Origin of the sequence: Mycobacterium sp. E183, from assembly GCF_001667735.1 — a bacterium.
Classification (GTDB): domain Bacteria; phylum Actinomycetota; class Actinomycetes; order Mycobacteriales; family Mycobacteriaceae; genus Mycobacterium.
On sequence record NZ_LZJN01000130.1, the window covers coordinates 61,442 to 74,384 of the forward strand.

Below are 12,943 nucleotides of genomic sequence, written 5' to 3' on the forward strand. Positions count from 1 at the left end.
GCTAATGCCCGCCCTCGCCCCGCCGGTGTCCGACGAACGCAGCGCCCTGCGCGAGTACCTGGCGTTCCACCAGAGCGCCTACTTCGCGGTCAGCTACGGCCTCACTGACGAACAGGCCCGGTCCACCCCCTCGGTCAGCGCGCTGTCGATCGGCGGGCTGATCAAGCACGTCACCGCGATGCAGCGCAGCTGGATGGGACGCGTCGCCGCCGCGCCGGGCGCGCCGCCGAAAGACCCGCGACCGTTCGAGCAGATCGCGCAGGAGTTCGCCGACCAGCACGTGATGCGGCCGGACGAGACGCTGGACGGGTTGCTGCGGGCCTTCGAAGAACAGAACGCGGAATCGCTGCGGTTGGTGGAGACCGCGGACCTCGACGCCGCGGTGCCGGTGCCGAAGGACATCCCCTGGTTCCCGAAGAACCAGGAGGCCTGGTCGGTGCGCTGGGTGATCCTGCACGTCATCAACGAGCTGGCCCGGCACGCCGGGCACGCCGACATCGTCCGCGAATCCATCGACGGCGCCACCATGTACGAGTTGATCGCGGCGCTGGAGGGCTGGGCGATCGAGGGCTGGGTGCAGCCCTGGGCGAAACCCTGATCGCGGGCCCGCACCGAACGTGCACTCAGGGCGAAATTCGGGCCGGTTTTTCGCCATGAATGCACGCTCGGCGCTCCGCAGTTTCCGGTGAGCGCCGTCACAGCGAATTGGGCCTCGACACCGCCGATTTGGCAGACTGCTGGAATGAGCTCTACCAAACATCGAGACGTGGCCAGGCTTGACCGGGTGCCGCTGCCGATCGAAGCGGCCCGGGTGGCCGTCACCGGTTGGCAGGTCACCCGCACCGCCGCGCGCGTCATCACCAAGCTGCCGGGCAAGGGTCCGTGGCAGCAGAAGGTGATCAAGCAGCTCCCGCAGACCTTCGCCGACCTCGGCCCGACGTATGTGAAATTCGGGCAGATCATCGCGTCCAGCCCCGGGGCGTTCGGCGAATCGCTGTCTCGCGAGTTCCGCGGCCTGCTCGACCGGGTGCCGCCCGCCGACACCGACGAGGTGCACAAGCTGCTCGTCGAGGAGCTCGGCGGCGACCCCGCCGAGCTGTTCGCCAAGTGGGAGGAGACGCCGTTCGCGTCGGCGTCCATCGCCCAGGTGCATTACGCGACCCTGCACACCGGGGAAGAGGTCGTCGTCAAGATCCAGCGCCCGGGCATCCGCCGCCGGGTCGCGGCCGACCTGCAGATCCTCAAGCGCTTCGCCCAGGCCGTCGAGCTGGCCAAGCTGGGCCGCCGGCTCTCCGCGCAGGACGTGGTCGCCGACTTCTCCGACAACCTGGCCGAGGAGCTGAACTTCCGCCTCGAGGCGCAGTCGATGGACGCGTGGGTCTCGCACCTGCACGCCTCGCCGCTGGGCCGCAACATCCGGGTGCCGCAGGTGCACTGGGACTTCACCTCCGAGCGGGTGCTGACGATGGAGCGGGTGCACGGCATCCGCATCGACGACGTCGCCGCCATCCGCAAGGCCGGGTTCGACGGGACCGAGCTGGTCAAGGCGCTGCTGTTCTCGCTCTTCGAGGGCGGGCTGCGGCACGGCTTGTTCCACGGGGACCTGCACGCGGGCAACCTCTACGTCGACGACGAGGGCCGCATCGTGTTCTTCGACTTCGGGATCATGGGCCGCATCGATCCCCGCACCCGCTGGCTGCTGCGCGAGCTGGTGTACGCGCTGCTGGTGAAGAAGGACCACGCCGCGGCGGGCAAGATCGTGGTGCTGATGGGCGCCGTCGGCACCATGAAGCCCGAGGCCCAGGCCGCCAAGGACCTGGAGAAATTCGCCACCCCGCTGACCATGCAGACGCTGGGCGACATGTCCTACGCCGACATCGGGCGGCAGCTGTCGGCCCTGGCCGACGCCTACGACGTGAAGCTGCCCCGCGAGCTGGTGCTGATCGGCAAGCAGTTCCTCTACGTCGAGCGATACATGAAGCTGCTGGCGCCGAAGTGGCAGATGATGTCCGACCCGCAGCTGACCGGCTACTTCGCGAACTTCATGGTCGAGGTGAGCCGCGAGCACCAGTCAGAAGAGGTCTGATGGAGGTCCGCACCGGGCACGCCACCTCGGACGGCGAGGTGAAGCTGTACTACGAGGACATGGGCGACATCGACCACCCGCCCGTGCTGCTGATCATGGGGCTGGGCGCCCAGCTGGTGCTGTGGCGAACCGCCTTCTGCGAGCGGCTGGTCGACCACGGGCTGCGCGTGATCCGGTACGACAACCGCGACGTCGGCCTGTCGAGTAAGACCCGGCACCGCGGTTCGGGCCAGCCGCTGGTGACGCGGTTGGCCCGCTCCTGGCTGGGGCTGCCGAGCGACGCGCCGTACAAGCTCGAGGACATGGCCGACGACGCCGCGGCCGTCCTGGATCACCTGGGGATCGAGCACGCACACATCGTGGGCGCGTCGATGGGCGGCATGATCGCCCAGATCTTCGCCGCACGATTCCGCGAGCGGACCAAGACCCTGGGCGTCATCTTCTCCAGCAACAATTCGGCCTGCCTGCCGCCGCCCGGCCCCCGCCAGTTGCTCGCGCTGATCAAGGGCCCGGCGCCGGACTCGCCACGCGACGTGATCGTCGACAACGCGATCCGGGTCAGCAAGATCATCGGCAGCCAGCGCTACCTGGCGCCCGAGGAGCAGCTGCGGGCCGAGGCCATCGAGAGCTACGAACGCAGCTACTACCCGTGGGGTGTCGCCCGGCACTTCGACGCCGTGCTGGGCAGCGGCAGCCTGAAGCACTACAACCGGCGCACCGCCGCACCGACCGTGGTGATCCACGGCCGGGCCGACAAGCTGATGCGCCCCTTCGGGGGCCGCGCGGTGGCCAGGGCCATCGACGGCGCTCGATTGGTGTTATTCGACGGGATGGGACATGATCTGCCACAGCAGTTGTGGGATCAGGTGATCGGCGTGCTGACGAGCAACTTCGCCAAGGCGAGCTGAGCCAAAATCACTCGAACGAAACGCTTCCCCTACGATCTCAGTCCGAGTCGCCGGGTTGTACGGTTGTCAAAGGAGGTGGGTCCACCAATGGCCAAGCTGAAGCCGTATTACGAAGAGTCGCAGGCAACCTACGACATTTCAGACGACTTCTTCGCGCTGTTTCTCGACCCCAACATGGTGTACACCTGCGCGTACTACAAAAACGACGACATGACGCTGGAAGAGGCGCAGCTGGCCAAGCTCGACCTGGGGCTGGACAAGCTGAAGCTCGAGCCGGGAATGACGGTGCTCGACGTCGGTTGTGGCTGGGGCGGGGCCGTGGTCCGCGCGGTCGAGAAGTACGACGTCAACGTCATCGGCATCACGCTCAGCCGCAACCATTACGCCCGCACCAAGGAGAGGCTGGCCGCGATCGGAACGACGCGGCGGGCCGAGGCCCGGCTGCAGGGCTGGGAAGAATTCGACGAGCAGGTCGACCGGATCATGAGCTTCGAGGCCTTCGACGCCTTCAAAAAGGAACGCTGGCCCGCCTTCTGGGATTGGGCGTACAAGACGCTGCCCGATAACAGCCGGATGATGATGCACAGCATCTTCACCTATCCGCAGTCGTCGTGGAAGGATCGCGGCATTCAAATCACGATGTCGGATCTGCGTTTCTTCCATTTCCTGGGAAAGGAAATCTTCCCCGGCGGCCAGATGTGCGGCGAGACCGATATCGTCGACCTCGCGCAAGCCAGCGGCTTCTCGATCGAGCAGGTCCAATACCTGCAGCCGCATTACGCCCGGACGCTGGACACCTGGGCCGCCAATCTGGAGGCCAACCGCGAACAGGCCATCGCCATCCAGTCCGTCGAGGTCTACGACCGCTTCATGCGCTACCTGACCGGCTGCGCGGACCTGTTCCGCAAGGGCATCTCGAACGTCGCCCAATACACGCTCACCAAGTAGCGGCCGGCGCGCAAAAACTCCGGCGCACGCGCGCGCCGCTGCGCCGTTTCGGGTCCCCGGCGAGTACCGTCCCCGAGTGGGCGGCCACCCCATCGGTGCCCGTCCCCTGGGGAGGACAGATGTCTGACAACCCGGCCGGCGCTGCGCGTGCGCGATCCAACTCGGACGACGTGCGGGCGCACTACGACCTCTCGAACGAATTCTTCGCGCTCTTCCAGGATCCGACCCGGACATATAGCTGCGCGTACTTCCCCCGCGCGGACATGACCCTTCAGGAAGCGCAGCTGGCCAAGCTAGACCTGACCCTGGACAAGCTCGGGCTCCAGCCGGGGATGACCCTGCTCGACGTCGGCTGCGGCTGGGGTTCGGCGCTCAAACGCGCCGTGGAGCGCTACGACGTCAACGTCGTCGGGTTGACCCTGTCCAGGAACCAGCACGCATACTGCCAGCAGGTGCTCGACGGGATCGACACCCACCGGTCGCGGCGGGTACTGCTGTGCGACTGGTCCGAGTTCAGCGAACCGGTGGACCGCATCGTCACCATCGAGGCGTTGGAGCACTTCGGCTTTCACCGCTACGACGACTTCTTCAAGTTCGCCTACACCTCGCTGCCCGGCGACGGCGTGATGCTGCTGCACTCGATCACCGGGTTGCACGGAAAGCAGGTCATCGAGCGCGGCCTGCCGCTGACGATCGAGGTCGCCAAGTTCATCAGGTTCATCGTGACCGACATCTTCCCGGGCGGCCGCCTGCCGATGATCGAAACCATCGAGCAGCACGCGGCGAAGGTCGGCTTCGGGGTCACCCGCGTGCAGTCGCTACGGGCCGACTTCGCCAGGACCCTCGATCTGTGGGCTGAGGCCCTGCGAGCGCGCAGGAAGGAGGCCGTCGAGATCCAGTCCGAGGAGGTGTACGAGCGCTACATGCGGTACCTGACGGGCTGTGCCAGGGCTTTCCGTACGGGCTACATCGACTGCAACCAATTCACGCTGCAAAAGTAAGGTTGGGTATCGTTGCACGTCACACCCGAGGCAAGTGCGCGGGAAATACGCAGTGAACTTCATTCAGGAGAACAAGACTAATGGCTGATCAACCGGCTAGCCCGACGAAGATTCGGACGGCTCCCGAGGACATCCAGGCGCACTACGACGTCTCCGACGACTTCTTCGCCCTGTTCCAGGACCCGACGCGGACCTACAGCTGCGCCTACTTCGCGCGCGACGACATGACGCTGGAAGAGGCGCAATACGCCAAGATCGACCTGAACCTGGACCAGCTGGACCTCAAGCCGGGCATGACCCTGCTGGACATCGGCTGCGGCTGGGGCACCACCATGAAGCGCGCCGTCGAGCGGTTCGACGTCAACGTCATCGGTCTGACGCTGTCCAAGAACCAGCACGCCCGCTGCGAGCAGGTGTTGGCGTCGATCGACAGCGACCGTTCGCGCCGGGTCCGGCTGCAGAACTGGGAGGACTTCAACGAGCCCGTCGACCGCATCGTGTCGATCGAGGCCTTCGAGCACTTCGGGCACGAGAACTACGACGACTTCTTCAAGCGGACGTTCGACATCATGCCCGAGGACGGCCGGATGACCGTGCAGAGCAGTGTCAGCTTCCACCCGTACGAACTGGCCGCCCGCGGCAAGAAGCTGACCTTCGAGACGGCGCGGTTCATCAAGTTCATCATCACCGAGATCTTCCCGGGTGGCCGGCTGCCGTCCACCCAGATGATGGTCGACCACGGCGAGAAGGCGGGCTTCGTTGTGCCCGAACCGCTTTCGCTGCGTCCGCACTACATCAAGACGCTGCACATCTGGGGTGACAACCTCGAGGCGAACAAGGACAAGGCCATCGAGGTGACCTCCGAAGAGGTCTACAACCGCTACATCAAGTACCTGCGCGGGTGCGAGCACTACTTCACCGACGAGGCGCTCGACGTCAGCCTGGTGACGTACCTGAAGCCGGGAGCCGTCAGCTGATTTTCGCCGCCCCTGTCGGATTAGGGCTGCGTCGTTCGTCGGATAGGTAGAGAGTGGAGCACGGGGCTTCGCTCGCTATCTGGAGGTGACGAGACATGCAGTACTTCGCCTTGTTGATCAGCAGGGAACAAGATCGCGCGCCCGAAGGCCCGGACGCGATGGCCGCCTGGGGGAAGTTCCACGCCAAGGCCGGCGCGGCGATCAAATCCGGGGACGCCCTGGCGCCCGCCGCCGCCGCGGCGGTCATCACCGGGGGCCCGGACGCGCCGGTGGTCACCGACGGACCCTTCGCCGAATCGGCCGAGGTGGCCTGCGGCTTCTACCTGTTCGAGGCCGAAAACCTCGACGAGGCGCTGGCGTTGGCGCGCGACGTCCCGCTCGCCACGTTCGGCGCGGTCGAGGTGTGGCCCACGGTGCACTCGGTCGAGCTGTCCCGCGGGCTCACCGGCAACGACTGGCTCGCGCTGCTGCTGGAGCCGGCCGAATCCGCGCACACCCCGGGCACACCGGAGTGGGAGGCGGTGGCGGCGCAGCACGCCGACCTCCACGCGGCCGCGGGTGATCACATCATCGGCGGCGCCGCGTTGCACGATCGGTCCACGGCGACGACCGTGCGGGTGCGCGACGGCGAGGTTTTGATCACCGACGGTCCCTACGTGGAGGGCGCCGAAATCGCCACCGGGATCTACCTGTTGAGTGCCGCGGACCGCGAAGAGGCCGTCAAGCTGGCGTCGATGATCCCCGCCTCGACGGTGCAGGTGCGGCAGCTGGCTGGGCTCTCGGGGCTCTGAGCGACGCCGGTGTCCGACCTGGACGGCGTCTTTCGTCGGGAATGGGGGCCCGCCGTCGCCGCGCTCGCGCGGTGGTCCGGCGACCTCACCGTCGCGGAGGACGCCGTCCAGGAAGCCTGCGCCGAGGCGCTTGAAAGCTGGGGCCGCGACGGCCCGCCGGACAATCCCGGCGGCTGGCTGGTGACCGTCGCCCGCAACCGGGCGCGCGATCGCCTGCGTCGCGAAACCATCCGCCCCGGAAAGGAATTGGCGGCCGTGATCGACGAAATCCGGGCGCGCACCGATCACACCGACCCGTCTCCGGTGCGCGACGACGAACTGCGGATGATGTTCACCTGCGCGCACCCCGCCCTGGACCGCCAGTCGCAGCTGGCGCTCACCCTGCGGCTGGTGTCGGGGTTGACCGTCACCGAGATCGCCCGCGCGCTGCTGCAGACCGACGCGGCGATCGGCCAGCGGATCACGCGCGCCAAGAGCAAGATTCGGCACGCGAACATCCCGCTGCGGGTGCCGCCGGCCGAGCTGCTGGGTGAGCGCACCCCGCACGTACTGGGTTGCGTGTATTCGGTGTTCACCGAGGGGTATTGGTCGACGGCCGGCCCGTCGGCGATCCGCGACGAACTGTGCGACGAGGGGATCCGGCTGGCCGGCGAGTTGTGCGCGCTGATGCCGCAGGAGCCCGAGACCCACGCGCTGGCCGCCCTGATGCTGCTGCACGATTCGCGGCGAGCCACGCGGGTCGACGACACCGGGATGCTGGTGCCGCTCGAGGAGCAGGACCGCCGCCGGTGGGACCGCGGCCGCATCGCCCGCGGCCTGGATCGGCTCCGCCTGGCCGAGGGATCGACCGGCCCCTACCTCCCGCAGGCGGTGATCGCCGCGGTGCACGCGACGGCGCCGTCCTGGGAGAAGACGGACTGGGTCACCATCTGCGCGGCCTACGACCGGTTGGTGCGGCTGACCGATTCACCGGTCGTGCGCGCCAACCGCGCCCTGGCGGTCGGATTCCGCGACGGCCCGGACGCCGGCCTGGCCGCCCTGGACGAGGTGGCGCACGACGCCCGGTTAAGCCGCTCCAACCTGGTCGCGACGGTGCGCGCCGACCTGCTGCGGCGCGCCGGCAGGCCGGCCGATGCCGTCACCTGGTACCGAGAAGCGTTGGCGGTCAACGGTTCCGAGCCGGGCCGCGAGTTCCTGCGGCGGCGCATCGCCGAGTGCGGCGGGTAGCCGCCCCGCGACTCAGGCCTCGGCGAAGTTCCGGGTGACCGACGGGTCCACCGGGATGCCCGGGCCCGTGGTCGTCGACACGGTGATCTTCTTCAGGTAACGGCCCTTCGAGGCGGACGGCTTGAGCCGCAGCACCTCGTCGAGGGCGGCGCCGTAGTTCTCCGCGAGGGCCTTCTCGTCGAAGGACGCCTTGCCGATGACGAAGTGCAGGTTGGCCTGCTTGTCGATGCGGAAGTTGATCTTGCCGCCCTTGATGTCGGCCACCGCCTTCGCGACGTCCGGGGTGACGGTACCCGTCTTGGGGTTGGGCATCAGGCCGCGCGGACCCAGGACGCGGGCGATGCGCCCGACCTTGGCCATCTGGTCGGGCGTCGCGATCGCGGCGTCGAAGTCCAGGAAGCCGCCCTGGATCTTCTCGATCAGGTCGTCGCTGCCGACGATGTCGGCCCCGGCGGCCTGCGCCTGCTCGGCCTTGTCGCCGACCGCGAACACCGCGACCCGGGCGGTCTTACCGGTGCCGTGCGGCAGGTTGACCGTGCCGCGGACCATCTGGTCCGCCTTGCGCGGGTCGACGCCGAGCCGGATCGCCACCTCGACCGTCGCGTCCTGCTTGGCCGACGCGGTCTCCTTGGCGAGCTTGGCCGCCTCCAGCGGGCTGTACAGGTTGTTGCGGTCCACCTTCTCGGCGGCGGCGCGGTATGCCTTGCTGTTCTTGCTCATTCGATCAATCCAATCTCGTGGTTGGTTGTGGTTAGTCGGGCCGAAGCTGGCCCTCCCACGTCTAGCTGAGTTCGTCCCTATTCGACGGTGATCCCCATCGACCGGGCGGTGCCGGCGATGATCTTGGCGGCCGCGTCGATGTCGTTGGCGTTGAGGTCGGTCTTCTTGGTCTCGGCGATCTCGCGAACCTGGTCCCAGGTGACCTTGGCGACCTTGGTCTTGTGCGGCTCGGCCGAGCCCTTGCCCACGCCCGCGGCCTTTAGCAGCAGCTTGGCGGCCGGCGGCGTCTTGAGCGCGAAGGTGAAGCTGCGGTCCTCGTAGACCGTGATCTCCACCGGGATGACCTGGCCGCGCTGGTTCTCCGTGGCAGCGTTGTAGGCCTTGCAGAACTCCATGATGTTGACGCCGTGCTGGCCGAGCGCGGGTCCGACCGGCGGGGCGGGGTTGGCCTGCCCGGCCACGATCTGCAGCTTGATCAGCCCAACGACTTTCTTCTTCGGGGCCATGGGTGTTGGTGTTCCTTCCTAGCTAACGTTCTAAATCTTCGAAACCTGGCTGAACGTCAATTCCACCGGCGTCTCGCGGCCGAAGATCGACACCAGCACCTTGAGCTTCTGCTGTTCGCCGTTGACCTCGCTGATGGTCGCGGGCAAGGTCGCGAACGGCCCGTCCATGACCGTCACCGACTCGCCGACCTCGTAGTCGACCTCGACGGCCGGCCGCTCCAGCCCGCCGGCCTCGGCGGCGGCGGCGGTGGTGGCCGCGCCCTTGGCGGCCTTCTTGGCCGCGCCACGCGGCAGCAGGAACTTGACCACGTCGTCAAGCGTCAGGGCCGACGGCCGCGACGTCGCGCCGACGAACCCGGTGACGCCGGGGGTGTTGCGGACCGCGGCCCACGAGTCGTCGGTCAGGTCCATGCGCACCAGGATGTAGCCCGGCAGCACCTTGCGGTTGACCTGCTTGCGCTGGCCGTTCTTGATCTCGGTGACCTCTTCGGTGGGCACCTCGACCTGGAAGATGTAGTCGCCGACGTCCAGGTTCTGCACGCGGGTCTCGAGATTGGCTTTGACCTTGTTCTCGTATCCCGCGTAGGAGTGGATCACGTACCAGTCACCCGGCTTGCTGCGCAGCTCCGCCTTGAGCGCGGCCGCCGGGTCGACCTCTTCGGTCGACTCCTCGGGGGCTTCGGCCGCCGAGGTTTCCGTGGTCTCGGCGTCCTCGGTGCGCTCTTCTACGTCGACCGCTTCACCCGCGGACGTGTCACCGTCGAAGGTAGTCACGGTTTTCAGTCCTCTCTATCCATCGCTCAGCCGAACACCAGCAGCACGAGCTTGGTGAGGCCAAAATCCGCGAGGCCGACCAGCGCCACCATGAAGGCCAGGAACGCCAGCACCACCGACGTGTAGGTGATCATCTGCTTGCGGTTCGGCCAGATGACCTTCCGCATCTCCGCAACCACCTGCTTGAGGTAGTTGAAGACGAAGACGAACGGGTTGGCCGAACGGTCTCCGGGCTTCTTCGGCTTCTTGCCCTTCTTGGCCTTCTTGGCTTTGGCGCCCTTGTCCTCCTTGGCGGCCTCCGCCTCGTCCGCCGACTCTACGTCGACGTCCTGGCCCGTGTCGGCCGCTCGCTGCCGAGATCGTTTGCCGGTCGGGCGCTGCGGCCGCGTCACCACAGCGGTCCGGCCGCCGCTCGCGCGGTCGTCCTCCCTGTCGGCGCCGTCGCTTGTGGCGTCGTTGGCAGCGTCGCCTTCGTCGCTCACCGCATGCTCCTTAAGTTTGCCGGTCTCCCGCGGGCCGTCCCGTGGTGGACGGCCACTATTCCAGTGTCCACCATGGCACGCCTTTCTATTGTCCGGCTCCTCCTCGGGCCCGGTGCGGCCCGCATCGTCGCCAGACGTCGCGTTCAGCAGGGGCGACAGGACTTGAACCTGCAACCTGCGGTTTTGGAGACCGCTGCTCTGCCAGTTGAGCTACGCCCCTTCGCGGTTGGCAGGCCAACCTGCGCTTACCTACCGGGGCTTACATGACACGCGCGCCCTCCGATCGCTCGAATCCCGGAAAGCGCGCTGATGCTGGGAAAACCCCGAGGTCCGAGTGTACATCGACGCGGGAGTCAGATACTAATTACGCCGTCCTGACGACCTGGCCGGACTCCGGGTCCCATTTGAGGTTCTCCGACTCTGCGTACTGGCTCATCAGCGTCGTGTAGGACTGCAGGACCACCCGGCCCTCATCGTCGGTGCAGGTGTTCCTGGTGACCACGATGTCGGCGCCGAACCGCTCGTCGACCGAGTGGATGTCCATCCGGGCCCACAGCTTGTCGCCGGCCTTGATCGGCCTGGAGAAAACGAACCGCTGGTCGACCTGGACGATCACCAGGGTCTCCATGCCGATGTCGACGTGGCGGAAGAAGTCGAGCTGGACCAGCTTGGCGAAGATCGTCGCATAGGTCAGCGGCGCCAGGATCGCGTCGTGGCCGAGTTCGGCGGCCGCGTCCTCGCTGTAATGGGCCGGGTGGCGGTCCTTGACGGCCAACGCAAACTGGCGGAGTTGTTCACGGCCCACGACGAAGTAGTCCGGGTACCGCCAGATCATCCCGCGGATGTCGGTCTTGAGCGCCATGGGCTACGCGAGGGTCGCGGACGCGATGGCCCTACCGAAGATCTTCTTGCCGCCGGTGGTGGCCGTCAACGCGATGGTCACGGACTTGGTTTCCGGGTCAGCCGACTTCACCCGGCCGTTGAAGACCAGCTCGGCGCCCATGCCGTCGTTGGGCACCGGCACCACCGCGGTGAACCGCACGTTGTACTCGGTGACCGCGCCGGGGTCACCGATCCACGCGGTGACATAGCCGCCGCCGATGCCCATGGTCAGCATGCCGTGCGCGATCGCGGTGTCCAGCCCGACGACCTTGGCCATCTCGTCGTCCCAGTGGATCGGGTTCAGGTCACCCGAGACGCCCGCGTAATTCACCAGGTCCTGACGGGTCAGCGGGTAGGTCCGCTCCGGGAGCTGATCGCCCACCTTCACCGAGCTGAACTCACGCAGTGGCATCAGAAAATCCCTCTTCTCCATCCTCGCCCGCACGGCCCGCCAGGGTCGTGTAGGTCTCTTGCACAACATCACCGGCCTCGTTGGTGATGATGTTCTTGGTCACGATGATCTGGGTGCCGTGCGAAACCCGCATCGAGTCGACGTAGACGTCGCAGTACAGCGTGTCGCCCGCCACGATCGGCGCCATGAACTTCAGCACCTGGTCGACCTGCACGATCTGCGCGTCGTGGACGGCAACGTTCGCGTGCTTGAAGAACGCCGACTGCGCCTTGTAGCCGAATACGCAGATGAACGTCAGCGGCGCCAGCAGGCCGGCATAGCCCAGCTCCGCGGCCGCCTTCTCCTCGAGGAACATGGCGTCGTCGTTCTGCACGGCGACGGCGTACTCACGGATCTTCTCCCGCTCCACGACGTAATGGTCGGGATAGCGGTAGTGCATCCCGACGATGCTCTCGCTTAACGGCACGGCTCTAAAATCTACCTAGTCAGGGGCGAATAACGGGTCGCGGGTCGCCGCTAGCGCGTTTCCCGGTGGGCCTGGTGCTTGCCGCAGTTCGGGCAGAACTTCTTCAGTTCCATGCGGTCCGGGTCGTTCCGGCGGTTCTTCTTGGTGATGTAGTTGCGGTGCTTGCACACCTCGCAGGCCAAGGTGATCTTCGGCCGGACGTCGGTACTGGAAGCCATGACGGTTCTCTCTCAACTCTCTAAAAAGTGCGCGTTGTTGTGTTGTAGCGATGGCCGGACTCGAACCGGCGACCTAACGATTATGAGTCGTTCGCTCTAACCGACTGAGCTACATCGCCTCTGGCCACCCCTTTTGGGGTAGGGCCGCCCACGCCTGCTCGGCGTCCGCCGAGCCCCCTAACGGAATCGAACCGTTGACCTTTTCCTTACCATGGAAACGCTCTACCGACTGAGCTAAGGGGGCCGTTCACCCGAATCGGACGCGGTGCCGCGGGCCTAAAAGAGGGTACAGCCTGGCCCGCAACCGGACCAAACCCACGGGCGCTACGGGGCGGCGCCACCGCTGGGACGGGGCCGCCAGGCGCTCAGGTCGCTGAACTCGTCGTACTCCTCGGCCGGTTCGTCGGCGTCGGCCTCGGTGAGCAGGGTGCGCAATGCCAGGTTGACGGCCTCGCGGGCATCGGCCAGATGGAAGCGGCGGATCGCCTCGTCGATCAGATCGACGTCGATCTCGATTTCGACCTTCTTCCTCATGCGCCAACAAT

Annotated in this window: 17 protein-coding genes and 3 tRNA genes; 8 read left to right on the plus strand and 12 right to left on the minus strand. The window is 66.7% G+C overall.

Annotation, left to right across the window (positions count from 1 at the left end):
- The first annotated feature begins 25 nt into the window (after nt 1-25).
- The 8 genes from A5691_RS13530 (at nt 26) to A5691_RS13565 (ending at nt 7,938) form a co-directional block, all read left to right on the plus strand.
- The gene (locus tag A5691_RS13530; RefSeq protein WP_068017882.1) at nt 26-598 is read left to right on the plus strand and encodes a DinB family protein; all 573 of its coding nucleotides are present in this window, start codon (nt 26-28) and stop codon (nt 596-598) included.
- Nucleotides 599-742: 144 nt separating this feature from the next.
- Nucleotides 743-2,086, plus strand: coding sequence for an AarF/ABC1/UbiB kinase family protein (locus A5691_RS13535; protein ID WP_068017866.1), 1,344 nt, complete (start codon nt 743-745; stop codon nt 2,084-2,086).
- Nucleotides 2,086-2,994, plus strand: a complete 909-nt coding sequence (locus tag A5691_RS13540; RefSeq protein WP_067757439.1) for an alpha/beta fold hydrolase — start codon at nt 2,086-2,088, stop codon at nt 2,992-2,994. Before A5691_RS13535 ends, A5691_RS13540 begins: the two co-directional genes overlap by 1 nt.
- An 87-nt stretch (nt 2,995-3,081) precedes the next feature.
- On the plus strand, nt 3,082-3,942 hold the full coding sequence (locus A5691_RS13545; protein WP_067757436.1) for a cyclopropane mycolic acid synthase family methyltransferase: 861 nt from the start codon (nt 3,082-3,084) through the stop codon (nt 3,940-3,942).
- Nucleotides 3,943-4,061: 119 nt separating this feature from the next.
- On the plus strand, nt 4,062-4,943 hold the full coding sequence (mmaA3, locus tag A5691_RS13550; protein ID WP_068017869.1) for a methoxy mycolic acid synthase MmaA3: 882 nt from the start codon (nt 4,062-4,064) through the stop codon (nt 4,941-4,943).
- A gap of 80 nt (nt 4,944-5,023) precedes the next feature.
- Complete coding sequence (mmaA4, locus tag A5691_RS13555) at nt 5,024-5,920, plus strand: hydroxymycolate synthase MmaA4 (RefSeq protein WP_068017871.1); 897 nt, start codon at nt 5,024-5,026, stop codon at nt 5,918-5,920.
- A 95-nt stretch (nt 5,921-6,015) separates the two neighbouring features.
- Nucleotides 6,016-6,711: a YciI family protein gene (locus A5691_RS13560; protein WP_068017874.1), complete on the plus strand. Its 696-nt coding sequence runs from the start codon at nt 6,016-6,018 to the stop codon at nt 6,709-6,711.
- Between the two features lie 9 nt (nt 6,712-6,720).
- Nucleotides 6,721-7,938, plus strand: coding sequence for an RNA polymerase sigma factor (locus A5691_RS13565; protein ID WP_068266643.1), 1,218 nt, complete (start codon nt 6,721-6,723; stop codon nt 7,936-7,938).
- Between the two features lie 12 nt (nt 7,939-7,950).
- Here the strand turns inward: A5691_RS13565 and rplA are convergent, their stop codons facing one another.
- The 12 genes from rplA to A5691_RS13625 all read right to left on the minus strand — a co-directional run bounded on the left by rplA (nt 7,951) and on the right by A5691_RS13625 (nt 12,932).
- Nucleotides 7,951-8,658 carry a 50S ribosomal protein L1 gene (gene rplA / locus A5691_RS13570; RefSeq protein ID WP_007167783.1) on the minus strand — a complete coding sequence of 236 codons (708 nt, stop codon included), beginning with the start codon at nt 8,656-8,658 and terminating at the stop codon, nt 7,951-7,953.
- Between the two features lie 77 nt (nt 8,659-8,735).
- The gene (gene rplK, locus A5691_RS13575) at nt 8,736-9,164 is read right to left on the minus strand and encodes a 50S ribosomal protein L11 (RefSeq protein WP_066952006.1); all 429 of its coding nucleotides are present in this window, start codon (nt 9,162-9,164) and stop codon (nt 8,736-8,738) included.
- Between the two features lie 30 nt (nt 9,165-9,194).
- Entirely contained in the window at nt 9,195-9,938 is a 744-nt protein-coding gene (gene nusG, locus A5691_RS13580) for a transcription termination/antitermination protein NusG (protein WP_067757427.1), read from the minus strand.
- 26 nt (nt 9,939-9,964) lie between these two features.
- Nucleotides 9,965-10,420, minus strand: a complete 456-nt coding sequence (secE, locus tag A5691_RS13585) for a preprotein translocase subunit SecE (protein WP_067780491.1) — start codon at nt 10,418-10,420, stop codon at nt 9,965-9,967.
- Between the two features lie 147 nt (nt 10,421-10,567).
- Nucleotides 10,568-10,640 (minus strand) — tRNA-Trp (locus tag A5691_RS13590).
- Between the two features lie 144 nt (nt 10,641-10,784).
- Nucleotides 10,785-11,282 (minus strand): (3R)-hydroxyacyl-ACP dehydratase subunit HadC, encoded by a 498-nt coding sequence (hadC, locus tag A5691_RS13595; RefSeq protein WP_067780489.1) that lies wholly within the window; start codon nt 11,280-11,282, stop codon nt 10,785-10,787.
- A 3-nt stretch (nt 11,283-11,285) separates the two neighbouring features.
- Complete coding sequence (gene hadB / locus A5691_RS13600; RefSeq protein WP_067780486.1) at nt 11,286-11,714, minus strand: (3R)-hydroxyacyl-ACP dehydratase subunit HadB; 429 nt, start codon at nt 11,712-11,714, stop codon at nt 11,286-11,288.
- Entirely contained in the window at nt 11,701-12,180 is a 480-nt protein-coding gene (hadA, locus tag A5691_RS13605; RefSeq protein WP_067757420.1) for a (3R)-hydroxyacyl-ACP dehydratase subunit HadA, read from the minus strand. Before hadA ends, hadB begins: the two co-directional genes overlap by 14 nt.
- Before the next feature lie 50 nt (nt 12,181-12,230).
- Nucleotides 12,231-12,398, minus strand: a complete 168-nt coding sequence (gene rpmG / locus A5691_RS13610) for a 50S ribosomal protein L33 (RefSeq protein ID WP_007167776.1) — start codon at nt 12,396-12,398, stop codon at nt 12,231-12,233.
- 45 nt (nt 12,399-12,443) lie between these two features.
- Nucleotides 12,444-12,517: transfer RNA gene (locus tag A5691_RS13615), tRNA-Met, on the minus strand.
- Between the two features lie 52 nt (nt 12,518-12,569).
- Nucleotides 12,570-12,642 (minus strand) — tRNA-Thr (locus A5691_RS13620).
- An 80-nt stretch (nt 12,643-12,722) separates the two neighbouring features.
- Nucleotides 12,723-12,932 (minus strand): type II toxin-antitoxin system VapB family antitoxin, encoded by a 210-nt coding sequence (locus A5691_RS13625; protein ID WP_067757413.1) that lies wholly within the window; start codon nt 12,930-12,932, stop codon nt 12,723-12,725.
- Between the last annotated feature and the right edge of the window lie 11 nt (nt 12,933-12,943).

Coding starts and splice junctions, on each gene's coding strand:
- hadB (WP_067780486.1), bottom strand. CDS start 11,714: ATGCCACTGCGTGAGTTCAGCTCGGTGAAGGTGGGCGATCAGCTCCCG.
- A5691_RS13560 (WP_068017874.1), top strand. CDS start 6,016: ATGCAGTACTTCGCCTTGTTGATCAGCAGGGAACAAGATCGCGCGCCC.
- rpmG (WP_007167776.1), bottom strand. CDS start 12,398: ATGGCTTCCAGTACCGACGTCCGGCCGAAGATCACCTTGGCCTGCGAG.
- mmaA3 (WP_068017869.1), top strand. CDS start 4,062: ATGTCTGACAACCCGGCCGGCGCTGCGCGTGCGCGATCCAACTCGGAC.
- A5691_RS13540 (WP_067757439.1), top strand. CDS start 2,086: ATGGAGGTCCGCACCGGGCACGCCACCTCGGACGGCGAGGTGAAGCTG.
- A5691_RS13535 (WP_068017866.1), top strand. CDS start 743: ATGAGCTCTACCAAACATCGAGACGTGGCCAGGCTTGACCGGGTGCCG.
- rplA (WP_007167783.1), bottom strand. CDS start 8,658: ATGAGCAAGAACAGCAAGGCATACCGCGCCGCCGCCGAGAAGGTGGAC.
- rplK (WP_066952006.1), bottom strand. CDS start 9,164: ATGGCCCCGAAGAAGAAAGTCGTTGGGCTGATCAAGCTGCAGATCGTG.
- mmaA4 (WP_068017871.1), top strand. CDS start 5,024: ATGGCTGATCAACCGGCTAGCCCGACGAAGATTCGGACGGCTCCCGAG.
- A5691_RS13625 (WP_067757413.1), bottom strand. CDS start 12,932: ATGAGGAAGAAGGTCGAAATCGAGATCGACGTCGATCTGATCGACGAG.
- A5691_RS13545 (WP_067757436.1), top strand. CDS start 3,082: ATGGCCAAGCTGAAGCCGTATTACGAAGAGTCGCAGGCAACCTACGAC.
- hadC (WP_067780489.1), bottom strand. CDS start 11,282: ATGGCGCTCAAGACCGACATCCGCGGGATGATCTGGCGGTACCCGGAC.